Origin of the sequence: Polyangium jinanense, from assembly GCF_028435265.1 — a bacterium.
Lineage (GTDB): Bacteria > Myxococcota_A > Polyangia > Polyangiales > Polyangiaceae > Polyangium > Polyangium jinanense.
The window spans coordinates 171,769-197,312 of sequence record NZ_JAGTJK010000010.1; the positions used below are offsets into that span (position 1 = coordinate 171,769).

Here is a 25,544-nt window from a genome sequence, read left to right on the forward strand (position 1 = left end):
TCGTTGGATGACGGCGGGTGAATCTCACGGCCCTTCCCTGGTGGCCATCGTCGAAGGCATCCCAGCCGGGATGCCCCTCCTCTCAGAGGATGTCGACCACGACCTCGGCCGACGCCAACGCGGCTACGGCCGCGGCGGCCGCATGAAAATCGAGACCGACAAGGCCCAGCTCGTCGGAGGCGTCCGGGGCGGCGAGACCCTCGGCGGACCCATCGCCCTTCGCATCGACAACCGCGACCACGCCAACTGGGCGGGCCGCATGGGCCCCGACCCCTTCCCCTCGCCCCCCGAACCCCTCACCCGCCCCCGCCCCGGCCACGCCGACCTCGCGGGCGGCCTCAAGTACGACCGCAAAGACCTCCGCGACATCCTCGAACGAGCCAGCGCTCGCGAAACCGCCTCCCGCGTCGGCGTCGGCGCCGTCTGCCGCAAACTCCTCTCCCTCCTCAACATCGACATCTTCGCCCACGTCGTCTCCATCGGCCCGGTCACAGCCACCCTCCCGGACCTCCCCCTCTCCGAGCTCCGGACCCGCGCCCGCGCCTCCGACCTCGCCTGCGTCGACCCCGACGCCGAGGCCGCCATGCGCAAGGCCATCCACGAAGCCTCCCATGCGGGCGACACCCTCGGCGGCGTCTTCGAGGTCATCGCCACCGGCCTCCCTCCGGGCCTCGGCAGCCACGTCCAGTGGGACCGCAAGCTCGACGGCCGCCTCGCCCAGGCCCTCATGAGCATCCACGCCATCAAAGGCGTCGAGCTTGGCATCGGCTTCACGGCCGCCACCCTTCGCGGCTCCCAGGTCCACGACCCCATCACCTACGACCCTGCCCACCACTTCGACCGCCCCACCAACCGCGCCGGCGGCCTCGAAGGCGGCATCACCAACGGCATGCCCCTCACGTGCCGCGCCGCCATGAAGCCCATCGCCACCCTCAAGACGGCCCTCCCCTCGGTCGACGTCCTCACCAAGGAACCCTTCGACGCCGCCCACGAGCGCAGCGACATCTGCGCCGTCTCCGCCGCCTCGGTCGTCGGCGAGGCCATGGTCGCCATCACCCTCGCGGACGCCGTCCTCGAGAAGTTCGGAGGCGACAGCCTCGGCGAGCTCCAACGCAACCTGGAGACGTACCGCGCTCAGCTCGCGGCGTACTGACCGGGACGTTTCACGTGAAACATTGAGCCTGCTCGTCCCTGAGGCTCCCTCGCCCCTCCGGGCTGAGCATTGGTCTCATCTTGGGAGGCGCTGCGCTGGGGCTTTGCCCCAGGCCCCACCGGGGCTATCCGCCCCTGGACCTGGACCAGCGCAAGCGCTGGACCCGGGGTCGATGAACTGCGCGATGCGCAGTTCATCGAACAGGCCAGGTCAAGACCAACGACGATCCTGCCCACCAAGACAGCAGCGCTGACGATTCAACGGGCCACGTGCCCGTCGCCAGCGTGCAACGCACCTTCCTGGTCTTGCCACCGGCCTGTGGGAAGAACTGCGCATCGCGCAGTTCTTCCCCCTGAGGTCCAGGGCTTGCCCTGGTTCGGGTCGAGGGGCGAACAGCCCCCGCGGGGCCCGGGGCAGCGCCCCGGCGCGGCGGCCCCAAGAAGAGACCAATGCTCAGCCCTCCGGCGGTGGCACGCTGCCCCACGCGCCGGTGCCTGTCAACCCGCCTCCCAAGAGCCCTCATGTCGGAGATTTACAGAACCAGACCTCCCTGTTAGGGGGGGTGATGGGCGTCACCGCGTTCCTCGAGTGCTACGACTCCGAAAACTTCGACCCGGCCTCGGGCGGCACCGGGCTCTTCAGGACCAAGGGCCTCCTCCCGCCCGCTTGGTTTCTCTTCTTCGACGCCGCGGACTTCGCCTCCGTGCGCTCGCAGCACGATGGCAGCACCTACTCGCTCCTCCGCCGCCCCGCGTCCGCGGCCGCCGCCCGCGCCCTCGAACGGCTCGAGGCGCTGAAGCCCCACATCACGCCGGAGCTCGACGCCGTGCTGCGCTCGTTCCTCGCCGCCGTCGAGAAGGCTTGCGCTCCCCGCGGTCTCGGCGTGCTCGTCTTCAACACCCACCGCTTCGAGTCCACCCGGGCCGAGCTCATCGCTTGTATCGGCTGGTTCGACGCGTTCGCTGCAAAGGGCTACTCCGCTCGCCTCGCCACGCGCGCCGAGTCGATCTTCGACCCCTGCGACGGCCTCGACTTCGACGAAGACGACCGGAAGCTCGACGTCGGCAACCCAGACGCGCTCTGCGGCTGGCCCTCCAGCGTGACGGACCGGGCGCCCCCCGTCGTTCCGAAGCCGCCCCCGCCCAGCGCGGACGCCAATTCTCTCGACGCCATCCTGGCGCGCCTGTGGGCCCATCCGGCGGACCTCGATGTTCGCCTCGCCTGCGCGAAAGAGCTGACCGCCCTCGGCGACCCTCGCGGCGAGTTCATCACCCTCGATTGCGCCGAGAAGCTCACCCACCGAAAGCTCAAGCGTCACGAGCAGCTCCTCGACGACGAGCGTGTGCACCACCCCTTCCGCCGCGCGCGTACCTTCCACCAAGGCCTTCCGGTCGCGGTGGAGTGGAATGCTGCGCCCGGCGATCCCCTCGTCGGCCACCCTGCCTGGTCCACCGTCGAGAGCGTGATCTTCTCCGGCCCTGTCGAGCTGCTCCCGCCCGTGCGCCAGCTGCAGGCGACGCCCGCGCTCATCCGCGCCATCGACCGGCCGGTGCCCTACGTCTCCATCTGCATGAGCGACGACAAGGACCCCGCGGCCTGGGCGGCGCTCGAATCCACCGAGCGCTTCCCGAACCTCGTCGAGGTCCGCGTCGTCGAGCCCGCGACCGTCTGGCTCCCCGAAGCGGGGCAGCGGCTCATCGCGCGGAGGCCCTCGGTGCGGCTACACGCCGGCTCGCCCCTCGTGCCACTCCCTCCGCTCACGCCCCTCACGGCCGAGGAGCACGCCGCGCGCGTCGCGCGATGGACGAATCCGCCGGCGGCCCGCTTCCTCGAGGGGCCTCGCTACGACAACGGATTCAGCTGACCGGTTCACGGGCTCCGATGCCCGCGGCACCTGGCCCGTCCTATCCGGCCGTGGGAGGGACCATCGGAACCTCAACGCGCTTCACCTTCGGTCGTAGGGGGGACCGTCCGAACCTCAACGCGTATCACTTTCGGTCGTGGGAGGGACCATCGGAACCTCAACGCGTATCACCTTCGGTCGTAGGGGGGACCGTCCGAACCTCAACGCGTTCTACATCACACCCTTCCCGTCACCCACGTGACCTAGCCGGGAGGCGACATCCATCCCCTCCCGAGTCTTGCCGAAACCTCGACCCCCTCCCAATTCGACCGGCGTGGCTCGCGAGTTCGGGTCCCCCAGCCCCCCCGACCTCACGCCGCCCAGCGCCCCCTCCGCCTGCGCCTGCGCACACACTCCACCTCGACAAATCGCTTCCCCCATCGAATCGTAGTCCCCATGCCTCCGCTTCCGCTCACCCAGCCGCGCCCCCAGCGTCCCCTCCTCCTCAGCGGACTCATGGGCTCTGGTAAATCCACCATCGGCCCCCTCGTCGCCGCCCAAGCTGCGGTCCCCTTCCTCGACCTCGACGCCGTCATCACCCAGAACACGGGCCGCTCTGTCCCGGCCCTCTTCGCGGAGCCCGACGGCGAACCGGCCTTCCGCGCCCTCGAGGCGGCCACCCTCCGCGGCCTCCTCGCTTCCCCCGAGCCGCGCGTCATCGCCCTCGGCGGCGGCACCCTCCTCGACCCCGAGCTCCGCGCGTTTGCCCTTGCCCACGCGCACGTCGTCACCCTCACGGCTCGACCCGACACCCTCGCCGCGCGCACCGCCGGCCCCGGTCGACCCCTCCTCGACGAAACTCCCGACCGCCTCGCGCGCCTCCGCAGCCTCCTCGCCTCCCGCGCGCCCGTCTACGCCGAGGCCCATGCCCACATCCGGACCGACGATCGCTCGCCCGCCGACATCACCGACGCCGTCCTCCAAGCCTGGCTCGACCCCACCCTCGTCGTCCCGCTCGGCACCCGTTCCTACCCGGTTCGCCTCACCCACGACGCCCCGCGCACCCTCGCCGAGGTCGCTCGTTCCCTCGCGCCTTCCGCCGTCTTCGTCGTCACCGATGAGAACGTCGCGCCCATCGCCCTCGACCCGGTCCTTGACGCCCTCCGCACGACCGGCCTCCGTGTCCCGGCCACCGTCGTCCTTCCGCCCGGCGAAACCCACAAGCAGATGCCGGCGGTCGAGCGCATCCTCGCCGCCCTCGTCGAGTCCGGCGCTGACCGCGAATGCCTCGTCGTCGCTCTCGGTGGCGGCGTCGTCTCCGATGTCGCCGGGTTAGCCGCGTCCCTCCTCCTTCGGGGCGTCCGGTGGGTCGCGATGCCCACGACCTTGCTCTCGATGGTCGATGCGGCCGTGGGTGGAAAGACCGGCGTCGACCTCGGGGTCGCCAAGAATGCCGTCGGCACCTTCCACCAGCCCTCGGCTGTCCTCATCGACCCGGCGCGCGTTCAGACCGAGTCCACCCGGGCTTACGTCTCCGGCCTGGCCGAGGTCGTCAAGGCGGCCGCCATTGCCGACACCTCCCTCTTCGAGCTCGTCGGCCGGGAGCGCGAGCGCGTCCTCGCCCGGGACCTCGACCTCGTTCGGCAGATGGTCCTCGGCGCGGTCCGTGTGAAGACCGCGATCGTCATCCGGGACGAGCGCGAGTCCGGCGACCGCGTCCTCCTCAACTTCGGCCACACCATCGGACACGGCCTCGAGGCGGCCGGCGCGTATACCCGCCTCACCCATGGCGAGGCCGTCGCGCTCGGCATGATTGCCATCCTCCGCGTCGGCCGTGCCCTTGGTGTCACCGACGCTGAGGCAGCGACGCGTGTCGAGCGCCTCCTCGTCGACCTCGGCTTGCCCACGGACCTCACGCGTGAGCCGCTCGACGAGGCGCTCCGCCTGGCCTCGCTCGACAAGAAGCGCACGGCTTCGGGGATTCGGGTCGTCCTCCTCGAAGGCCTTGGGCGACCTCGCATCGAGCTCCTCTCGCTCGAAGCGTTGGGGCGCCTCCTTCATGCGGGGATGCAGAGCGTTTCCGTCTGAACCCTGCGGATCTTTGCCGGCCCGGCGGCTTTCTCGATACACTGACGGTTGACCTCAGGCGTCGAGGGAGGCTCCTCCACCATGAAGATCCAGCGAAGGCATATTGGCGGTGTGGCCGCGCTACTGGCGCTCGGCGGTTTGCTCGGTGCGGGGTGCGCGGAGAACCGCAGCAGCCTCTTCGTCCGTGGCGCGCTCGTGTTCGACACCGACACCTGCGGGGTCGTCGCTGAGACCACGGCTCCGACCCTCTTGCGTGGCACCCTCGACGTGGCGTTCGCCTCCGAATACAACGCCGCGCTCCTCGTGGGCAATCAGCTCGTCCGGCGCGGCAACGCGGCGACGCTTCGCACGGAGACCTCTCGGGTCCAGTTCGAGAGCGCCGATGTGCACACCTTCGACGCTGCGGGCAATGAGCTCGGCGCATTCACGGCGCCGGCCACCGGGTTCGTGGACCCGTCCACGGGGGCCGAGCCGGGGCTTGGATTCGCCAACGTCGTCCTGGTCGACTCGGGCACCTCGGCGGCAGCGCTTGGAGCGAGCGGGGGGAGCGGCACGCCCGTCGAGGTCCTCGCCAACGTCATCATCCGAGGGCGGACGCTGGGCGGGGAGGAAGTCGCGACGGGCGAATGGCAGTTCCCGATCGACGTGTGCCGCGGCTGCCTCGTGTTTTTCCCGCCGGAGGCTGACGACCTGTCCACGCCCGAGCGAGACTGCTTCAACCCGGCCGACGCACCGTCCGGCTTTTGCCGCCCCGGGATCGACAACGCGGTGGACTGCCGACTTTGCAGGGGCCTGGACCCGGTTTGCGACTCCCCGTCTCTGTGAGGGCGCACCGCCCCCAATGTTTCACGTGAAACATCCCCTCGAGACCCGTCATCGCACGGGTCTCGTATCCTTCGAGCCTCCCCGAATCGCGTTGTAGAGGATCTGGAACGGCAAGCTCAACGCCACGAGGTCGAGCTGCGCGCCTACCACGATCGACGTCTCCCGCGAAGGCCCGAGCCCGTACCGGAACTGCGCCAGCAACCCGGCCGCGATCACGTACGAGGCGTGGAAGTTGTAGCTGCGGGTTCCCCAGAACAGCGCGCCCGCGACCCCCGGCTCGAGCCCCTGCACCGGCGCGTACCGACCGTACCCGCCCACCGACACCACGAGGGGCAACGCCTGCAGCACCGGGAACAGCGTCGACACCCCGGCCCCGAACTGCACCTCGTCGAAGGCGTGCGTCATCACCTCGGCATAGGGTCCCACGCCGAAGTCGGTCACCTTGCTCCGACCGAACAACACGTCCCCCCGCAGCCCCAGGTGAAAGACCGTCTGGTCCCAGATCTTTCGATCGAGCCCTCGCCCGGCCGCTCCGATCGTCAGCCCGACCGTCCCTTGCGGCTCGGCCCGCGCCTCCACCCCGAACGCCAGGCATCCCGCGAGCACCGCCCCGCCCACGAACGCCCGCCCAGCCAACCCAAACCGCTGCAAGCACGCCCGCCTGCTTTCCATCTTCTTCCCATCACCCACCCTCCCCCACGCCGTCAAGCAGCCCCCACGTTTCACGTGAAACATCCCCCCCACCCCCCAAGCGATCAGCGTTGGGAGGGAGGGTCGGAGGTGGTGGCCACCCGGAGGGGCACGAAAGAGAACCGAGCGAGGTACACCCACCTCCGAGCCTCGCGAGGCGGTCCAGTGCCAGGGGCCACCCCGCCTCCGGATGCACCCACCCGAGCGAGACGTGCGGGCGCCACCCCGCAAAGAACCCCACCCGTCCAAATCCAACCAGAACAACCCCAAGTGCCCCTCTGGGTGGCCACCACCTCCGACCCTCCCTCCCCGCCTCGCATCCTGGTTCCCCGCATGGTACCGTCCCCTCGCCATGGGTGGCCGTCAGGTCCAGCTTCGCATTGGCGGCCAGACATATCGGGTCGTCACCTCCGCGTCCGACGACGAGCTCCACCGCCTCACCCTCATGGTTGAGGAGAAGCTCACGCAGGTCGCCGGTCCCGGCCGCATGGTCAACCCCCAGGCTCTCCTCCTCGCGGCCCTCGCCCTCGCGCACGACCTCGAAGAAGAGCGCGCACGCCATAACGACCAGATGGCTCGCACCCGCATTGCCTTCGGCCGCATGCTTGAACGCGTCGACGCTGCGCTCGGCGCCATCGAGCCCGGCGCGGACGCATCCGACGAGGACGACCGATGACCGAGCTTGGCGCCCTTCGCCATCTCGCGGCGGAGATTGCGACGCTCGAACAGGCTGGACTGCTTCGCAAGCCGAGCGCGCCGCCGCCGTCGGGATGCCTCGTCCTCTGCTCGAACGATTACCTCGGATACGGAACCGACCCCTGGCCTGCGCCCGCCGAGGCTCCCTCCGGCGCTGGCGCTTCACGCCTCGTCAGCGGGCATCATGCCGAGCATGCGCTCGCCGAGCAGACGATCGCCACCTGGCTCGGGTTCGAGTCCGCGCTCCTGTTCTCGTCCGGGTACGCGGCCAATGTCGGGACCATCTCGGCTCTTGCCCGGCCGGGGGACGTCATCGTCTCGGATGCGTTGAACCACGCCTCCATCATCGATGGCTGCCGCCTCTCCGGGGCCAAGGTCGTTGTCGTTCCCCATCGGGATGCGGCTGCCGCCGAGGCTGCGCTCGAGCGGGCGCAGGGTGCGCCGCGGCGATGGCTCGTCACCGAGTCGTACTTCAGCATGGATGGCGACTCGCCCGACCTCGTTCGGCTCCGGGCTGCCTGTGACCGATGGGATGCCGCGCTCGTCGTGGACGAGGCCCACGCGGTCGGGACGCTCGGTCCCGAGGGTCGAGGACTTGCGGCGCGGGCGGGCGTTCGGCCGGACGTCCTCGTGGGGGCTCTCGGAAAGGCGCTCGGGCTTCAGGGTGCGTTCGTGGTCGGACCGATGGTCCTCCGCACCTGGCTCTGGAATCGTGCCCGTAGCTTCGTCTTCTCCACGGGCATCAGCCCCGCCCTCGCGGCCGCCATCCGGCATCGGGTCCTCCGCGTCGCTGCCGATGACGAGGCGCGCGCTCGGCTCGACCACATCATCGACCGCCTACGCGCCGGACTCGCCTCCATCATCGGTGATGCGCTCCTCCCCTCGCATGGGCCCATCCTCCCTTGCTTCGTGGGTCCCCCGGAGGAGGCCGTTCGCATCTCGCTTCGCCTTCGCGAGCGTGGGGTCCTCGTCCAGGCCATTCGCCCCCCGACGGTCCCGCCGGGCACCTCGCGCCTTCGCGTCACCGCGCACGCGCGCCTCACCGACGCGGACCTCACTCGGATCGTCACTGCCTTCGCGGAGGGCTGGAAGCCATGAGCCGCATTGTCGTCATTGGAACGGGCACCGGCGTCGGGAAGACCCACGCGGGGGTCGCCCTCGTCGCTGCTCTTGCATCGGCTCGCGTCTCGGTCGCAGGCCTCAAGCCCATCGAGTCCGGCGTCCCGTCCGAGCCTTCGTCCACGATCGCGACCGACGCCTCCGCGCTCGCGGCGTTCAGCACGTTTCACGTGAAACATCCCCTTCCCTACGCGCTGCCGGATCCGGTCTCGCCGCACCTGGCCGCGCGTCGCCTGGGGATGCGCATCGATCTGGGTCGCGTGGCCGAGTGGGTTGATGCGCATGCGTGCGCGGAGGTGCTGGTCATCGAGACGGCGGGGGCGCTCCTGTCTCCGCTCGGGCCGGGGCTCGTCAACCTGGACCTCGCACGCGTGCTGCGACCCGATCACTTGTTGCTTGTCGCTTCGGATCGGCTCGGCGTGCTCCACGATGTCGCGGTCACGCTGCATGCGCTGCGCACGATGGCCGCGGACCTGCCGGCGCCGCTCCTCGTGCTTCAGCCGCCCGCGGTGCCGGATGCGTCCACCGGGACGAATGCGGAGGAGCTCGTGGAGTTGAAGATCGTTCCGAGGCTGGTCGTGTTCCCCCGGGCCGAGACGACGGCGGAGGAGACGAGGGCGGCGGCGAAGTGGGTGCTCTCGACGCTCGCCCTCGAGGGCCAGAATCAGAAGGCGTAGAGGACGCTCCCGCCGAACCCGGGTCCACCCGACGTCGACCTTCGCGCCTGGTAGCCCCCTCGGAGCTGCACCGAGAACCCGCGCCCGAGCGCGATGCCCACCTCGCCGATCAGACGCACGCCGTATGTCTCCGCGTTCGGCATGTCCGTCACCTCGACGATCGGCGACACGAGCACGCGGTCGCCCGCGACCAGATCGAGCCGGCTGTAGAACCGATTCCCGAACGGCGCGCTGTCTCCGAGGCCGAGCGACTCGAACCCGAGGATGAGCTTCGAGCCGTACGGGTCGCCGATCAACGTCGACGCCCCGAGGCCGACCGAGAAGCCGATCTCCGTGACGCTCGTCTGGAGCTCCGTCTCCAGGTGCCAGAGGTCGAGCACCCGGAAGCGGATACGCGCCGCGCCGAAGTTCAGGCCGACCTTGTACCGCTCCTCGTTGTACTCGGAGAGCGGCACGAGCGACCAGCCGCGCACGAGTCCCAGCCGGAAGCCGAACTCCGACACCGTGCGCAGCGGCCGGTACGTGTAGCTCGCCTCCACCCGGTAGTACTGCTCGTCGACCGACGGCACGACCTCCTCACCTGGCTGGCAGGTCGCCTGACCCGCCGCGCATGGTATCGGTATCGTGCCCGTCGTGGTCCCGAAGCCCACGTACTCGCCCGCCACCCCGACGACCGAACGACGTCCGCCGAGCCGACTCAGCGCGGCTCGCTCCTTCGCATCGGTCCGGTCCTCGATCACGCTGACCGGGTGGAGCTTCTGCCGTGACGCGAATGCCGAGAACCGCGTCCCGTTCGTCTGCTCGACCTCGATCGTGTAGCCGATCCCCGGCGCCTTGAGCGCTTCGCCCGGGATGACCGCGATGTAGCCCCTCTCGCCGCCCCGCTGGAATGGCACGGCCTTCATCTCGCCGAGCGACGTCTGGTAGACGGCGAGCACGTTCCGGATGAGCTCCGCGTGCTCGAACGACGCCTCCAGCACGAGCTTCGTGCCAGGTTCCGCGCTGGCGATCGGCGCGTGGTGGACGCGCGGCGTCGTGGGCTTCGGCGTTTCGCCCGGCGGGATGTCCTCGGCCTTTTGCGCCTCGGCGTCACGCGCCGCGAGCGACAGCGCGACCGCGGTGAACACGGCCAGGGTCTTCACGAAGGTTCGCGTCACCATTCGTACCCCACTGCTCCGCCGAAGCCCGGCCCTGCATGGTTGATGGTTCGGCCCTGGAACGACACGCGCGCCGCGACGACGAACCCGGGCGTGAGCCGGTAGCCCACCTGAATGATCCCGCGTGCGCCGACCTCGCCTTCCTCCTGGGACTGCGTGGGCTCTCCGTTTTCGGTCGGTGACCTGTAGCTGCTCGATCCGGCTGGCTGGTTCGTCACCTCGGTCCGGACGAGGATGGGCACGCGCTTGAAGGTGTTCAGCTCGAGCTGGGTGAAGCCGCGTAGACCGACGCCGCCGAGCAGCTCGCCGCCGAGCACCAGGTTCGTCTCGCGGTCGTTGCCGATGCGGAAGAGGATCTGTCCGCCGCCCGAGATGCCGTCGTCGAGCAGCCCGATCGCCATCCTGCCGATCACGCCGAACAGCCGGTGGAAGCCGACCTCCGTTTCGAGGTAGCCGTAGGTCAATCCGACGGGGCGACCCGAGAGCCCGAGCGTATCGAGATCGTTGAGCGAGCCGCCGACGCCGCGGTAGACGCCGAACCCCGTGCGCAGCGCGCGCACGCCGGTGTCGCCGTAACGGAGCCCGAACGTGCCTTCCGTTTGCCAGACGCGATCGTTGCCCTTGAGCCCGTTGTAGTCGGCGAAGTCCGTGAGCAACACCGCCGAAGCGATACGTTTCTCAGGTTTCGCGATCTTGGGCGCGTCCTGGATCTGGATCCGCTCGGGAGCGCTCGGCAGGCCGACGACGGCTTTTGCGGCGCCACTCGCCATGGTCGCCTCGATGAAGTACTCGATCTCCTCGGGCACGAGGCGGTCGCCGGGCACGGTCGCGGCCCAGTAACCGGGACCCGCGCTCGTCATCACGAACGGCGTGTACGTCTGTTTCCCCTTCGTCCGCACGTGCAGGATCGCGCCCGTGGCCAGGTCGTCGAGCTCCACCGCGAGCTCGAGCGGCGTGCCTTCGACCGCTGCCGTTGGTCGCGAAAAACTCACGAGTGAAGGCTCGGTCCGCGTGGTCTGCCCTTTCGCGGGCGCCGCCTTCGACCCGGGTTTGCCATCGGCTTCGATCAGCCGGCGTAGCGACGCGGCCTCTTCATAGAGCACGCGTGCATAACGACCGTTCGGTTTCTCCCGGACGTAATCCTCGTAGGCCTTGATGCGCGTGACGAGGTCGGCGCCTTTGAGCTTGTCGAACATCGTGGCGATCACGATCGCCTCGGGATCGGCGTCGCCGGCGGGCATCTCCTTCGCCTCCGTGGTCGTGGAGGCGTCGGGCTTTGTGGGCTCGGGTTTGCCGGGGGCCGGGGCTTTGCGCAGGATCACGAGGTCGCCCTTTTCGGGGGTCCGCGTGAGCGTGCCGGTTGCCGTGGCGATCGACATCGAGGGCCGCACTTGCCCGAGCTCGAGGGTCCCGATCCGGAATCGGTCGGAGATCACCTTGCCCGTCACGGGGTGTTTGAGCTTCAGCGGGCGCCAGATCTCGACCGTCGCCCCCTCCGTCGCTCCTTGGGTCGAGCCGAGGTCCAGGATCAGCTCCTCGCCTTCCTCTTCGAGGGCGAGCACCGTCCCCGTGATCTCGGTCGGCGCCGCGTCCGAGGCGGACGTTTTCGTCTGCGCCCCGGCGCCCGTCCCGATTCCGAGAAAGCAGAGCGCGGCCAGCGCCGCAACGAGGCGCGCCCTCGTGCTCCCCCGGTTCAAACCATTTTCGAGTTCGAACACGCTACGATCGATCTTTATCGAATCGAATCCAAAAAGAAAAGAAAATACCGGCTGACGGAAATTCGACACACCGAGGTCGATCGCCTCTTTCGCGCGAATCCGAATTCGCGTTCATCGTCACCGCCCATTCGCGGCAACGATCCATTGTGTGGTTTTTCGGCGATACTCAACCGGTAACGCTATCGACCACCCGGCCCCGGTCGAGCACGAGGCGCGCGCCGGCCCGCTCGCGAAAGAGCTCCGGCTCGTGCGAGACCACGACCACGGCCGCGCCCCGCGCGACCTCCTCATCGACCACGGCGAGCAGCCGCGTCACGCCCGCCTTGTCGAGACCGGTCGTCGGCTCGTCGAGCAGGACCAGCGAGGGCTCGTGCGTGAGCGCCCGCGCGAGCGCGATGCGTTGCCGCTGTCCGCGCGAGTACGTCCGGACCGGCCGCTCCGCGAACGCGCCAAGCTCGAAGCGCGACGAAGCCCGCGCCCACGCCTCCGCCGCGTCGAGCCCCACGAGCCGCGCCGCGAGCTCCACGTTCTTCCGACCCGACAGGTCCGGGTACGCCATCGTCTCGTGCGAGACCCAGCCAATCTCGGCGCGCACCGCGAGCAGGTCATCGCCGAGCGGCTCGTACACGACCGTGCCCGCGGTCGGCTTGATCACCGTGCCGAGGATGCCCAGCAACGTGGACTTGCCCGAGCCGTTCGCGCCCTCGACGACGAGCAGCCTGCCGAGCTCGATCGTGAGACTGACGCCGCGCAAGGCCACGGTGGGGCCGTAGGCCTTGATGAGGCCCTTGCCGACGATGCGTGTAAGGCGTGGCGTTCGGCTCATCCGACGCGGCTCACGACCCCTTCTCGGGCACCGGCGGCGCCGGGAACGGGCGCACGAGCGTCGGTCGCTCGTCGGAGAACGAGGGCCGGTCGACGAGTGTGCGCTCGTCGTCGTCGTCGTCGGTCACGGGGCGCGCCGGCGGGACGGGGCGCGGCGGAGGCGGCGGCAAAGGCGCGGCCGCGTGGACCGGGATGGGCACGGACGCCGGGGGCGGCGGCGCCGAAGGCGGCGGCAGCGGCGCGGGCGGAGGCGGCAGCCACGCCTGGCGACCGCTGCCCACGCCCATGCTCGCAAGCTGCCCGGCCGGCATGGTCGACGGCGGGCCCGAGGAGGCGGATGCCTGGGCCGCTTGCTGCTGCGCGGGGTGCGACGGCGGCGGCAGCGGCAAGGGAGGCGGCAGCGGCGCGGGCAAGGATGGCGCGCCTGCGTGCGGCGCGGTGACGGTCGTGGGCGGGCCGAAGCGGGTCGACGGCGGACCCGCGTTGCCGGTGCCCTGCTTCGACGAGCGCGGCGGCGCGATGGGCAGGCCGAGGTCCTTGCGCGAGAACGAGAGCACCATCGTCTCGTCGTCGTCCTCCGCGAACGACATCTTCGCCGGCGGCAGCGGCGCGCGGCGTGACGGCGGCGGCGCCTCGGGCTCGAGGGCGCGTCGCAGGCCGTCCTGGAACTCGGGGGCGTTCTGGTAGCGGTCCTCGCGCATCTTGGCGAGCGCCTTGTCGACGACGCGCTCGAGCCCACGCGTGATGTTCGGACGCACCTCGGAGAGCGAGCGGTGCTTCGAGGTGAGGATCTGTACGAGCAGCGCGTTGTAGTTTCGTGCGACGAACGGGCGGCGGCCCGAGAGCGCTTCGTAGAGGATCACGCCCGCGGCCCAGAGATCGACGCGGTGGTCGAGCCCGCGATCGCCGCGCGCCTGCTCGGGCGCCATGTAGTACGGCGTGCCCATGACGATGCCGGGCATCGTGAGGTCGATCGACGTGTCCTCGTCGATCGTCTTGGAGATGCCGAAGTCGAGGAGCTTGGCGATGGGCGGTACGCCCGCCTTGCGGACGAGAAAAACGTTCTCGGGCTTGAGGTCGCGATGGATGATGGCTTTTGCGTGCGCGGCCGTGAGCGCGGAGAGCACCTGGTGCATCACGTCCGCGACGTCGCGTTCGGGAAGCGCGCCGTCGCGCTTGATGCGCTGGTCGAGCGTCTCGCCGATGAGCCGCTCCATCACGAGGTAGGGCGTGCCGTCTTCGAGGCGGCCGAGGTCGTAAATCTCGCAGATGTTCGGGTGACCGATCGAACCGGCGATACGCGCCTCGTGCTTCAGCCGCGCGACCGAGTCGGCCTGCTGCGCGTGCTTCGGGTGCAGCACCTTCACCGCGACGATGCGGCCGATGGCCAGGTGCTCGGCCTCGTACACCGCGCCCATGCCGCCCTCGCCGAGCAGCGCCTTCACGCGGTACTTGTCGCCGATGACGTGGCCCACGAGGTCACGCCGCGCGAGCCTGTGCGAGCTCTGCGAGGAAGGGCCGTCGCGGTTCGGGGCGGCGCCGGGCTGTGCCGGGCGAGCGTTCGCGGCGGGCGCGAGGGCGGGCACGCGGGGCGACGGGATGCCCATGGGTCGTGGAATGCTCGGCGCGGGCGGGATGAACGAACGCGGCGTGTGCATCGCCGGGCGCGACGGCAGACTCGACCCTGGCCCGATGGCGAGCCCCGTCGCCGGGCAAATCACGAGCCGTTCGTCATGCCGGATGCCGCAGTGGCGGCAGCGGAGTTCGCCCATCGCGAGAGCCCTACGTTCGGCCATTCCGTCGCGCGCGGCCACTGCAAAATCGCTCGGCGATCGCGTTTTCGTTCCCACGGCGCAAGCTCACGAGCGCGGGCGAGCCCGTGACGCACTCGGTACGCATCGGTACGCAGGTGCTCGTCTGGTCAGTCCGCGGCGCCTACAGCCGGACGGGGGCAAGCTGGGGATAACTTCCGGTGATCCCAGGGTCTGCCTTGGGGAGAGAACCGGGCTCGGCCGTCCCCCCGTCGAGCTCTCCCCGACCCGACCCCGGGGTTGCCCCGATTCATCCACAGGGGGGTGGCTCCGTAAGTCATCGAAATCATAGGTCGATCCAGAGTTTTCCCCATCGTCCACAGGCTCTACGATGACGACCTGATCTAGATCTAAAGATCTTCCCTAGATCGGAGGGGAACCGGTGAGCTTGGTCACGTTTGCCTCGGTCATCTTTTCGACCTTCGCCCCGCCGATAACCCTGCTAAGAGGGACCGACCCGCTGCTTTCCCGCCGCGGCGGAGTTGAAGGGCCATGGACCTCGTCATCGCGAAGAAAGATCTGCTGCGCCTCGTCGACCGCTGCCAGGGCGTCGCCGACAAGAAGAGCGCCATGCCGGTGCTCGCCAACGTGCTGCTCGCCGCCGACGGGAACGCGCTGCGCGTTTCCGCGACCGACCTCTACCTCGCGGTGAGTGGTCAGACGGCGGCCGAAATCGTGAGCGCAGGCTCCGTGGCCGTTCCGGCGAAGGACCTGCTCGACCGCGTGAAGGCCATGCCCGACGGGCCCATCCAGGTGACCGCGCGCGAGGGCGCGCAGACCGTCATCAAGGCCGTCGGCTCGCCCCGCCGCTACACGCTGCACGGCATGCCCGGCAGCGAGTTCCCCCAGCTGCCGAAGCCCGCGCCCGACGCGCCCTCGCTGGAGCTACCCGTGGAGCTGCTCTCGCGGCTCATCGAGCGCACGCACTTCAGCATCTCGACCGACGAGACGCGCGCGCACGTGAACAGCGCGCTCTTCGAGTGGGCCGGCCACCGCGTCCGCATGGTCACGACCGACGGTCACCGGCTGTCCAAGATGGAGGTCACGCTGGAGGGAACGAGCGCGACGGCGACGATGCTCATCCCGCTCAAGGCCATCCACGAGCTGCGCAGGCTCACGAGCGGCGTCGACAAGGAGACGCCCACGGTGCACATCACGCAGAGCGGGCCGAACGCGTTTTTCGGCGTCGGTGGCATGACCTTCTCGGTGAAGCTCGTCGACGCGCAGTTCCCGCCCTACCAGCAGGTCATCCCGAACGTGAGCGACCGGAGCATCCGCGCGCCGCGCGCCCAGCTCGCCGAGGCCCTGCGCGCCGTCTCGCTCGCCGCGAGCGACCGCACGGGCGGCGTGAAGCTCACGGTCACGTCGCGCGCGCTGCGCATCACGAGCGAGAGCCCCGAGAGCGGCAACGGCTTCGACGAGGTGCCGATCGACTACGATGGGCCCGAGGTGACGATCGGCTTCAACGCGAAGTACTTCCTCGACGTGCTCGCGGCCATCAACGACGACGAGGTCGTCCTCGGCGTGTCGGGCGAGCTCGACCCTGCGGTCATCCGTCCCGCGACGGAGTCGGCGGCGGAGAGCTATGTCTCGGTCATCATGCCGATGCGGATTTGAAACGCGGTCGCTACATGGGGCGCACGTGCGTACCCTCGCCGCGCCCCGTCTCCGAACCACCCTCACCCGAACCCCTCTCCCGCCGGGAGAGGGGTGAATCTCGATGAATCGCCTCGAGCTCGAACGGCTCACCGTGCGCGGCCTTCGCGTCCTCTCGCGGGTGGACATGGAGCCCGCGCCGCGGCTCAACGTCGTGTGGGGCAACAACGGGCACGGCAAGACGAGCGTGCTCGAGGCGATTTACTTCGCCGCGACTTCGAAGAGCTTTCGAACGGCACGCGTAGGCGAGCTCGTGCGGCACGGCGAGCAGGCGGCGAGCGTGAAGGCGCGCTTCGTCGAGCGCGGCGGCGCGCTGCCGGCGCTGTCGCGCGAGCAGACGGCCGCGGTGCAGGGCAAGAGCGTGACCGTGCGCATCGACGGCAATCGGCCGCGCGCGCTCGTCGAGTACGCGACACGCTCGCCCGTCGTGGTGTTTCATCCCGAGGAGCTCACGCTGTCGAGTGGACCCGCGCAGGGACGGCGCACGCTGCTCGACCGGCTCGCGCTCTTCACACGGCCCGAGAGCGCGGACGCGCGCGCGCGGTATGCACATGCGCTCAAAGCACGGCAGGAGCTCCTGCGGCGCGGCGCGGACATACCTTCGAGCGATACACGTGAGCTCGATGCGTTCGAGGAGCTCTGCGCCGAGCATGGCGCGGCCCTCACGCGGGCGCGCGCGGCCGCGGCCGAGGCGCTCGTGGTCGAGCTCGCGAGCGCGTTCGCGCAGATCGCCGCGCCCGACCTCCGCCTCGAAGCGCGATATGCGCCGGGAGGCTCGGCCGACGTGGAAACCGCGCGCGGCGAGCTTGCGCGGGGCCGAAAGCGTGATGCGTTCCGCGCGTCGGCGGGGTTCGGCCCGCATCGCGACGAGCTCGAGCTCTTGCTCGATGGGCATCCGGCGCGCGTGGTCGCGTCGCAGGGACAACATCGCGCGCTCACGCTCGCGCTGAAGGCGGCCGAGACGGCGACGATCGCCAAAGAGCGAGGCATCGAGCCCTTGCTCTTGCTCGACGACGTTTCGAGCGAGCTCGATCCGGAGCGCACGGGCGCGCTCTTTTCATTCCTCGCGCTCCATCGCGGTCAGATTTTCCTGACGACCACGCGCCCCGAGCTCATACGCGCCGAGGACATATCGGCCGACGGACGGCGTGACTTCCGCGTGTTTCGGGGCGAGCTCGACGAGGGCGCGGGCTGACCTCCGGCAGTTTCGGAGCGCCTCGACCACGAGCGCGCGAAACGGGCACCAATCGGGCGTGATTTCCTCACGAAAAGGGCCCCGCCGAGCTTGCCCAAGAGGCACAAAAAGGCTAGATTTCCGCGACTCCAAACGGCCCCCGCGCGCGTGACATCAAGGCGTCCGCGCTCGGCCCGAGGAACCTCTCGATCCGCGCAGACGTGCGGGTCGGAACGAACCGATCGGCCAGACGCTCGGGAGCCGAAAGCACGAGACCGATGACGACCGAACCGACGAGCATCCAGCAAACCGAATCCAAGACGACCGCGGGCCAGGCTTACGACGCCAACAGCATCACGGCGCTCGAAGGCCTCGAAGCCGTGCGCAAGCGCCCGGGAATGTACATCGGTGACGTGCACGACGGCTCGGGGCTGCACCACCTCGTCTGGGAGGCCGTGGACAACGCGGTCGACGAGCACCTCGCGGGGCACTGCACCGAGATTCGCGTGACCGTGCACTTCGACGGATCGATATCCGTGGAGGACAACGGCCGCGGCATTCCGGTCGGCATGCACGCGAGGGGCGTGAGTGCGGCCGAGGTCGTGATGACCGTGCTCCACGCGGGCGGCAAGTTCGACAACGCGAGTTACAAGGTCAGCGCGGGCCTGCACGGCGTGGGCGTCTCGGCGGTGAACGCCGTCTCTGAGTGGTTGAAGCTCGAGATCAAGCGCGAGGGCAAGGTCTGGTACCAGGAGTACGAGCGTGGCGTGCCGCGCAAGCCTTTGAAGGCCCTCGGCGAGACGGACCGGACGGGCACGAAGGTGTCGTTCAAGCCGGACGTGCAGATCTTCTCGGTGACGGAGTTCAATTACAACATCCTCGCCAATCGCCTGCGCGAGCTCGCGTTCTTGAACGCCGGCCTGATCATCAACCTCGAAGATCAGCGTCCGACCGGCCGTAGCGAGACATTCCACTACAAGGGCGGCATCGCCGAGTTCGTCGCGCTCCTGAACCAGGCGCAGGAGGCGATTCACGACGACGTCATCGCGTTCGTGGTCGAGGGCCAGGCCGAGGCGGCGGGCAACGGTGGCTCGAAGCCCGTGCCGCCCATCACGGTCGAGGTCGCGATGCAGTGGAGCGGCTCGTATACCGAGCAAATCTATTGCTACACCAACAACGTCCACAACAAGGACGGCGGTACGCACCTCGCCGGCATGCGCTCGGCGCTGACGAAGACGATCAATCAGTACGGCAAGGCGCAAAACCTGTTCAAGGAGCTCAAGCAGGAGCTCGCGGGCGAGGACATCCGCGAGGGCCTGACCTGCGTGCTCAGCGTCAAGCACCCCGACCCTTCGTTCGACTCGCAGACGAAGTCGAAGCTCGTGTCGAGCGAGGTGAAGGGCATCGTCGAGCGCGCCGTGACCGACAAGCTCGGCCAGTATTTCGAGGAGCACCCGCAAGGCGCGAAGAAGATCATCGAGAAAGCGGTGCTCGCGGCGCGGGCGCGTGAAGCGGCGCGCAAGGCGCGTGAGGTCATCCGCAAGGGCTCGCTCGACATCACCTCGCTCTCGGGCAAACTCGCCGATTGCCAGTCGAAGGATCCCGAGAAGAGCGAGGTTTACATCGTCGAGGGCGACAGCGCCGGCGGCAGCGCCAAGATGGGGCGCGACCGCCATTTCCAGGCGATTCTGCCGCTCCGTGGCAAGATTCTGAACGTCGAGCGCGCGCGACTCGACCGCATGCTGAGCTCGGCCGAGGTCGGCACGATCATCACGGCGCTCGGCTGCGGCATCAGCGGCGTGCGCACGACGCGTGGCGAGGGCGAGGACAAGGATGACGATGGGATCGAGCTGAACAAGCTCAAGTACCACAAGATCATCCTGATGACCGACGCCGACGTCGACGGGTCGCACATTCGCACGTTGCTGCTCACGTTCTTCTTCCGGCAGATGCGCGAGGTGATCGAGCAGGGTCACCTCTACATTGCGCAGCCGCCGCTTTATCGCGTGCGCAAGGGCAAGAAGGACATCTACCTGAAGGATCAGGCGGCGCTCGACGAGTACCTCGGCAGCAATGCGGTCGAGGACCTCATCCTGTCGTCGGAGGGCCGCGCGCCGGTGCCGTCCGCGGTGCTGCCGAACCTCGCGAAGCGGCTCAAGCAATTCAAGATTGTCCTCGGCAACCTCGACAAACGGTGCGATGCGCGCATGGTGGCCTCGCTCATCCGCGCGACGGGTTTGGGGCAGGAGGATCTGCGCGACGAGGCGAAGGTCGAATCGGCGCGGGAAAAGCTCAAGGCGTACCTCGAGCGCCGTTATCCCGACATGATGCCGTTCAAGGTCGTCTCGTCGCTCGACTCGGAGCACGGCGCGCATCGCATCACGGTGACCCCGCGGCCGGGCGCTTCGAGCCGCGTGGCCGTGATCGATTGGCAGCTCCTCGGTTTGCCCGAGTACAAGGACGCGCTCGACATCGAGCGTATGCTCGTGGAGACCGCGGGCCCGGCGCCCTGGACCGCCGTGTCGAAGGGCGGCAGCGAGTCGAAGCTCGAGACGAGTGAGGCGCTCATCGAATACCTCGAGGAGCGCGGCAAGAAGGGCATCACGCTCGGCCGCTACAAGGGTCTCGGCGAGATGAACGCGGAGGAGCTCTGGGAGACGACAATGAACCCGGACGTCCGCACGTTGCGCCAGGTGAAGATCGACGACGAGACCGAGGCCGCGCGGCTCTTCGCGATTCTGATGGGTGAGCAGGTCGACGAGCGGAGGCGCTTCATCGAGGTGAATGCGCTGAACGTGAAGAACCTCGATATCTGACGGGGGCAAACCCCCAAGCACAAAGCCCCCTCGGCGCTGTTCGAGGGGGGCTTCGTTTTTCGAAGGGTTTTACTTCTTCAGCATGTTGTTCGGGCCGCCCTTGGCCCGATCCTTGGGGACGGGCCTCTGCCACGAGGTGCCGTCCACGTTACGTCAGTTCGGTCCGCCCTCACAAACGCCGCTACCCTGGGCGACGTTGTTGTCGGTCCGGCATTCGTGCCACGCGTGCGGCGGCGATTGATCATCGACGATCACGAAGATCTTCTTCGACCCATCGAGCACGCCGGCCGGCGGCATCGGGAGGGGGAGCGTCACGTCCTCGGCTTCGGCCGGATAAAGCACCTTCGTGGTCATGACGGGGCTGCCGGGCAGCGGCACGCCGCCGTTTGCCGGGTCGTCCAGGTAAAACCCGATGTTCACGCCCGCCGGTACGCTCGCCTCGCCGATGTTGCGCACGCGCGCGATGAGCCCGTACGTCGGGCCTCCGCAGATCGGGAACACCGTGGCGACGAGGTCCGGCGCGGAGAACTCGCCCGAGGGCTGCACGTTTTGCCGGAAGTTGTTGAGCTTCGGCTGCTTGTAGTTCGGCTGCTCCACCGTGGGGATCGTCCCGTCCTCCTCCACGTTCGTCACGTGATACCCATGCTGATTCCACACCCGGCGCGTGCGGACCCAGTTTCCGTTTTTATCGCCGAAGATCCGCACGCCCGCCGTCTTCGAGCCGTCCGCGCAGGTAAAACTCGAATACGAGTTCGACACGACCACGATGTCGGCCTGCCCGTCGTTGTCGACGTCGGCGACCAGCGGATACTCGTAGAGCGTGCCGTTCGTATTGCACGTCTCGTAAAGCACCGTTCCGTCGGTCCCGGCATAGACGTGGATCATCTTCTCGTCGGCGTAGACGACCTCGGCCTTGCCGTCGCCCTCGAAATCGAAGACCGAGCTGCCCGTCGAGGCGGACGAGCAATCCTGGGTTTGCCGGATCCAGAGCAGCGTCTCGGCGTTCGGGATCGCGGGGTCCATGAGCTTCTTGCCGTCGAAGACCGCGTATCCAACGCCGCCGGCCATGGCCACGTCGGGCGTACCGTCGCCATTGAAGTCCGCCACCGTGGGCGGGCCGCCGCCTTGCGTGTAGCCCGTGCTGTTCGTGGGGCAGAGCGCCGGATTGAGGGTGCCGTTGATGTCGATGCCCGTGCGCACGACCTTGAAGCCGCCGGGCTCGTTCGGGTCCACGCGCCAGATCCGGAGCTCGTGGTTCGAATTGTAGATCCCGATGACCTCGGGAATGCCGTCCTTGTCGAGGTCGCCGACGGCGGGGAAACTCGCAACGAGGCTGGAGTCGACGAGGAGCGTGCCGTCAGCCTTGTAAATGCGCCTGCCCGTGACGATGTCGAGCTTGCCGTCGGCGTCCATGTCGGAGACCACGACGTTCGAGGTGTTCGCCGGGTCGAACGTCGCGACGGTCGCGCCCGTCTTTCCTTCGAGGATCTGCGATTCCACGACGACCTCGACGTCGCCGTCCTGATCGAGGTCCGCGAGCGAGGGCATGAAACACGTGCCGGGCCCGCTGAGCCAGAGCTCCGCGCCCGTCGCCGTATAAGCGCGCGCACGGCCGTCGATCGTGCAGACCACGATCTCATTGCCCGGCACGCCGTCGATGTTGCCCGCGGCGATCGAGCGGCCCGGGTGGTTCTGGCTCGTTGCGCCCGCGTTCGCGGTCCACTTCTCGACGACCTGGCCATTGACGATCGAAATGGCGTGGAGCGTGCCATTTTCGTTGTACTTGTTCGTCTGGAACGTGAGGAAGACGATTTCCGGGATGTCGCGCTCGTCGACGACACCGTCGCAGGTGTCGTCGTCGAGCTGGATCACGACGGGCGCCATCATCACGCTGTCCTGCGTGTTCGCCGCGGCCGGGTTTCCCCAGGCGTACTTGAGCACGGGCTCGAACTGGCCGACGGGCGGCTTGTACTCGCATTTCGCGAGGCAGGTGATCGGGTCGTTCGGGCCGGGCTCCATGCCGGGCGCGCATTCGGGCGGCTGCGGCAAGCATTTGCCCGTCGCCGGCGTCACGCCGCCCTGGCACGATCCGCCCGCGCCGCCGTCGGGCATGCCGCCCGGCTCGCCGAGCGCATATTCGCAGTAGGAGCCCGCGGGGCATTCCGTGGCGTCGATGCACGTCGTGCCGGGGACCACGCATTGCTGGAACGAGCAGACCTCCGCGTCGCCGCAGCAAGCCGTCCCACAGGCCTTGTCCTGCGTGCAGCACACGCCGCCCGACGTGCAGACGCCGCCGTCGCCGCAGGCCTCGCCGGGCGTGCAGCCGTTGGTTCCGCTGTCGCCGAAGAGGTCGCCGCCCTGACCACCCTGGCCGCCGCCGCCCTGACCGCCCTGGCCGCCGCTGCCGCCCGAGGAGGTGCCTGCGGAGGCGCCGCTGCCCGTCACGTTACCGTCACCGCACGAGGCGAGCGCGGCCGCGAGGGACGGGACCACGAGCGCCGTGAAAGCGAGAAAAGAGAGCCGATGTTTGCGCATGAAGGCGCATCTTCGCCGAGGGCGCCCGTCCGTGTCGATCGCGAAGAACCCGAAAAGGACTCCCGAGCGTGTGACCTCTTCGCTTCCTTGGCAAGGGCCTTGCTTGCGTGAGATCCGGCCTTAGTTTCGGTCGTGCCATGCGGATCGATAGAATGACCACCAAGGCCCAGGAAGCGGTTCGTGCTGCCGTCGACCTCGCGAGCCGGCGCGGAAACCCGGAGCTTTATCCGGAGCACCTCCTCCGAGCGATCGTCGCTCAGGAGGATGGGATCGGGGCGCCGCTCCTGGAAAAGGCCGGCGTCGACCCGGGGCGTGTTTTGCAGGCCCTCGACGCCAAGATCGATAGCTACCCCCGCGTCAGCGGCGGCGCCGAGCCGAGCTTGTCGCGACGAGCGCTCGGGCTGATGCAAAAAGCCGAAGACGAGATGAAGTCCCTCAAGGACGACTTCATCTCCACCGAGCACCTGGTCCTCGCCGCGCTGAAGAGCGACAAGGACACGTCGCAGCTCCTCGAGCGCGTGGGGCTCAATTACGACAAACTGCTCGCGGCGCTCACGCAGGTGCGCGGCAATCAGCGCGTCACCGATCGGGATCCCGAGGGCAAGTTCCAGGCGCTCGAGAAGTACACGCGTGACCTCACGGACCTCGCGCGGCGCGGGAAGATCGACCCGGTGATCGGCCGCGACGAGGAGATTCGCCGCGTGATTCAGGTGCTGTCGCGCCGGTCGAAGAACAACCCCGTGCTCATCGGCGAGCCGGGCGTCGGCAAGACGGCGATCGTCGAGGGCATCGCGCAGCGCATCGTGGCCGGCGACGTGCCCGAGTCGCTGAAGGACAAGAAGCTCGCGGCGCTCGACCTCGCGGCGATGGTCGCAGGCTCGAAGTTCCGCGGCGAGTTCGAGGACCGGCTGAAGGCCGTCCTGAAGGAGATCGAGAACGCGCAGGGCCGGATCATCCTGTTCATCGACGAGCTGCACACGCTCGTCGGCGCGGGCGCGGCCGAGGGCGCGATGGATGCGGCGAACATGCTGAAGCCTGCGCTCGCGCGCGGCGAGCTCCGCTGCATCGGCGCGACCACGCTCGACGAGTATCGCAAGCGAATCGAGAAGGACGCGGCGCTCGAGCGCAGGTTCCAGCCCGTGTTCGTGGGCGAGCCGAGCGTCGAGGATACGATCGCGATCCTGCGCGGGCTCAAGGAGCGGTACGAGATTCACCACGGCATTCGCATCCAGGACGCAGCGCTCGTGGCCGCGGCGATGCTCTCGCACCGCTACATCACGGAGCGATTCCTGCCGGACAAGGCGATCGACCTCGTCGACGAGGCCGCGAGCCGCATCCGCATGGAAATCGAGAGCCTGCCGACGCCGATCGACAACGTGGAGCGGCAGCTCGTCAAGCTCGGCATGGAGGAGCAAGCGCTGCAGCGCGAGCAGGACAAGGCGAGCAAGGCGCGGCTCGAGGACGTCAAGCGCGAGATGGCCGAGCTCCAGGCGAAACGCGACACGATGCGGGCGCAATGGATGCGCGAGAAGGAGCTGCTCTCCGAGATCAAGAAGACGAAGGAATCGATCGAGCAGCTTCGCCTCGAAGAGGAGCGCGAGAAGCGACGTGGTGACCTCGGCAAGGCGGCCGAGATCCATTACGGCAAGATCCCCGAGGTGGAGAAGAAGCTCGAAGGGCTGCGTGAAACGCTCGCCAAACTGCAGGAGAAGGGCAGTTATCTCAAGGAGGAGGTCACCGACGAGGACATCGCGGCCATCGTGTCGAAATGGACCGGCATTCCGGTCTCGAAGATGCTCGAAAGCGAGATGCAGAAGCTCCTGCGCCTCGAAGACGAGCTGCGCAGGCGCGTCGTGGGACAGGACCACGCGCTCGTGTCGGTGGCGAACGCCATCCGGCGCTCGCGCGCGGGGCTCGGCGAGGAGAAGCGGCCGATCGGCTCGTTCATGTTCCTCGGGCCCACGGGCGTCGGCAAAACGGAGCTCGCGCGGGCGCTCGCCGAGTTCCTCTTCGACGACGAGAAGGCGATGGTGCGCATCGACATGAGCGAGTACGGCGAGCGGCACACGGTCGCGCGGCTCATCGGCGCGCCGCCCGGATACGTCGGCTACGAAGAGGGCGGTCAGCTCACCGAGCCCGTGCGGCGGAGGCCCTACACCGTGGTGCTCTTCGACGAGATCGAGAAGGCGCACCCGGACGTGTGGAACGTGCTCTTGCAGGTGCTCGACGATGGCCGATTGACCGATGGTCAGGGCCACACGGTCGACTTCAAGAACACGATCCTGATCCTCACGTCGAACCTCGGCACGCCGGCGGCGATGGCGGTCGAGGAGCGTGAGGGGCTCGATCCGCGGGACAAGGCCGAGCTCGTGCGGCGCGTGGTGCTCGAGGAGGTGCGCAAGCACTTCCGGCCGGAGTTCTTGAACCGGCTCGACGACATCGTGGTCTTCCGCAGGCTCGAACGGTCGGAGGTGGAGAAGGTCCTCGACATCCAGCTCGCGCAGTTCGAGAAGCGCCTGGCCAAGCGCGGGATTTCGATGACCGTCGCGCCCCCGGCAAAGGCCTTCCTCATCGAGCAGGGCTGGGATCCGCAATACGGCGCGCGGCCGCTCAAGCGGGCCATCCAGCGCTACATCGAGGACGAGCTCGCCAAACGGCTGCTCGCGGGCGAGTTCAAGTCGGGCGATACCGTCGCGATTGGACGGTCGGGCGATGGCCTGACCTTCACGAAAGTCACGTACAACTAGGCTGACAGCGGCGG

17 protein-coding genes are annotated in these 25,544 nt (G+C 68.6%); 11 read left to right on the forward strand and 6 right to left on the reverse strand.

Annotated features, from left to right (window positions below; genetic code table 11):
• The first annotated feature begins 7 nt into the window (after positions 1-7).
• From aroC to KEG38_RS21080, 4 genes are all read left to right on the forward strand, one after another.
• Positions 8-1,153: a chorismate synthase gene (gene aroC, locus KEG38_RS21065; protein ID WP_272421534.1), complete on the forward strand. Its 1,146-nt coding sequence runs from the start codon at positions 8-10 to the stop codon at positions 1,151-1,153.
• A gap of 565 nt (positions 1,154-1,718) precedes the next feature.
• A complete protein-coding gene (locus KEG38_RS21070; RefSeq protein ID WP_272416888.1) occupies positions 1,719-3,017 on the forward strand; it encodes a hypothetical protein in 1,299 nt (432 codons plus the stop codon).
• 495 nt (positions 3,018-3,512) lie between these two features.
• Positions 3,513-5,084, forward strand: a complete 1,572-nt coding sequence (gene aroB / locus KEG38_RS21075; RefSeq protein WP_272416889.1) for a 3-dehydroquinate synthase — start codon at positions 3,513-3,515, stop codon at positions 5,082-5,084.
• Between the two features lie 81 nt (positions 5,085-5,165).
• Positions 5,166-5,909, forward strand: coding sequence for a hypothetical protein (locus KEG38_RS21080; protein WP_272416890.1), 744 nt, complete (start codon positions 5,166-5,168; stop codon positions 5,907-5,909).
• Between the two features lie 48 nt (positions 5,910-5,957).
• Here KEG38_RS21080 and KEG38_RS21085 read toward each other — a convergent pair whose 3' ends face one another.
• Positions 5,958-6,581 carry a hypothetical protein gene (locus KEG38_RS21085; RefSeq protein WP_272416891.1) on the reverse strand — a complete coding sequence of 208 codons (624 nt, stop codon included), beginning with the start codon at positions 6,579-6,581 and terminating at the stop codon, positions 5,958-5,960.
• Positions 6,582-6,951: 370 nt separating this feature from the next.
• On the opposite strand from KEG38_RS21085, the gene zapA reads away from it, so the two are divergent.
• From zapA to bioD, 3 genes are read left to right on the forward strand one after another with little or no spacing between them, the layout of a single operon-like run.
• Positions 6,952-7,275 (forward strand): cell division protein ZapA, encoded by a 324-nt coding sequence (gene zapA / locus KEG38_RS21090; protein WP_272416892.1) that lies wholly within the window; start codon positions 6,952-6,954, stop codon positions 7,273-7,275.
• On the forward strand, positions 7,272-8,393 hold the full coding sequence (locus KEG38_RS21095; RefSeq protein WP_272416893.1) for an aminotransferase class I/II-fold pyridoxal phosphate-dependent enzyme: 1,122 nt from the start codon (positions 7,272-7,274) through the stop codon (positions 8,391-8,393). The genes zapA and KEG38_RS21095 overlap by 4 nt, the downstream gene beginning before the upstream one ends.
• Positions 8,390-9,091 carry an ATP-dependent dethiobiotin synthetase BioD gene (bioD, locus tag KEG38_RS21100; protein ID WP_272416894.1) on the forward strand — a complete coding sequence of 234 codons (702 nt, stop codon included), beginning with the start codon at positions 8,390-8,392 and terminating at the stop codon, positions 9,089-9,091. The genes KEG38_RS21095 and bioD overlap by 4 nt, the downstream gene beginning before the upstream one ends.
• Here the strand turns inward: bioD and KEG38_RS21105 are convergent.
• From KEG38_RS21105 to KEG38_RS21120, 4 genes are all read right to left on the reverse strand, one after another.
• Positions 9,079-10,251 carry a hypothetical protein gene (locus tag KEG38_RS21105; protein ID WP_272416895.1) on the reverse strand — a complete coding sequence of 391 codons (1,173 nt, stop codon included), beginning with the start codon at positions 10,249-10,251 and terminating at the stop codon, positions 9,079-9,081. The genes bioD and KEG38_RS21105 overlap by 13 nt on opposite strands.
• Positions 10,245-11,966, reverse strand: a complete 1,722-nt coding sequence (locus KEG38_RS21110) for a hypothetical protein (protein ID WP_272416896.1) — start codon at positions 11,964-11,966, stop codon at positions 10,245-10,247. Before KEG38_RS21110 ends, KEG38_RS21105 begins: the two co-directional genes overlap by 7 nt.
• A gap of 166 nt (positions 11,967-12,132) precedes the next feature.
• Entirely contained in the window at positions 12,133-12,792 is a 660-nt protein-coding gene (locus KEG38_RS21115; RefSeq protein WP_272416897.1) for an ATP-binding cassette domain-containing protein, read from the reverse strand.
• A gap of 10 nt (positions 12,793-12,802) precedes the next feature.
• The gene (locus KEG38_RS21120) at positions 12,803-14,563 is read right to left on the reverse strand and encodes a serine/threonine-protein kinase (protein ID WP_272416898.1); all 1,761 of its coding nucleotides are present in this window, start codon (positions 14,561-14,563) and stop codon (positions 12,803-12,805) included.
• 531 nt (positions 14,564-15,094) lie between these two features.
• Here KEG38_RS21120 and dnaN point away from each other — a divergent pair.
• The 3 genes from dnaN (at position 15,095) to gyrB (ending at position 20,248) form a co-directional block, all read left to right on the forward strand.
• Positions 15,095-16,219 carry a DNA polymerase III subunit beta gene (gene dnaN, locus KEG38_RS21125; RefSeq protein ID WP_272416899.1) on the forward strand — a complete coding sequence of 375 codons (1,125 nt, stop codon included), beginning with the start codon at positions 15,095-15,097 and terminating at the stop codon, positions 16,217-16,219.
• Positions 16,220-16,322: 103 nt separating this feature from the next.
• Positions 16,323-17,453, forward strand: coding sequence for a DNA replication/repair protein RecF (gene recF / locus KEG38_RS21130; protein WP_272416900.1), 1,131 nt, complete (start codon positions 16,323-16,325; stop codon positions 17,451-17,453).
• A gap of 257 nt (positions 17,454-17,710) precedes the next feature.
• Positions 17,711-20,248 carry a DNA topoisomerase (ATP-hydrolyzing) subunit B gene (gene gyrB, locus KEG38_RS21135; RefSeq protein ID WP_272416901.1) on the forward strand — a complete coding sequence of 846 codons (2,538 nt, stop codon included), beginning with the start codon at positions 17,711-17,713 and terminating at the stop codon, positions 20,246-20,248.
• A gap of 153 nt (positions 20,249-20,401) precedes the next feature.
• On the opposite strand, the gene KEG38_RS21140 is transcribed toward gyrB, so the two are convergent.
• Positions 20,402-22,783 (reverse strand): FG-GAP repeat domain-containing protein, encoded by a 2,382-nt coding sequence (locus tag KEG38_RS21140; RefSeq protein ID WP_272416902.1) that lies wholly within the window; start codon positions 22,781-22,783, stop codon positions 20,402-20,404.
• 152 nt (positions 22,784-22,935) lie between these two features.
• Here KEG38_RS21140 and clpB point away from each other — a divergent pair, with 152 nt between their 5' ends.
• Positions 22,936-25,530: an ATP-dependent chaperone ClpB gene (clpB, locus tag KEG38_RS21145; RefSeq protein ID WP_276072105.1), complete on the forward strand. Its 2,595-nt coding sequence runs from the start codon at positions 22,936-22,938 to the stop codon at positions 25,528-25,530.
• Positions 25,531-25,544: the final 14 nt, after the last annotated feature.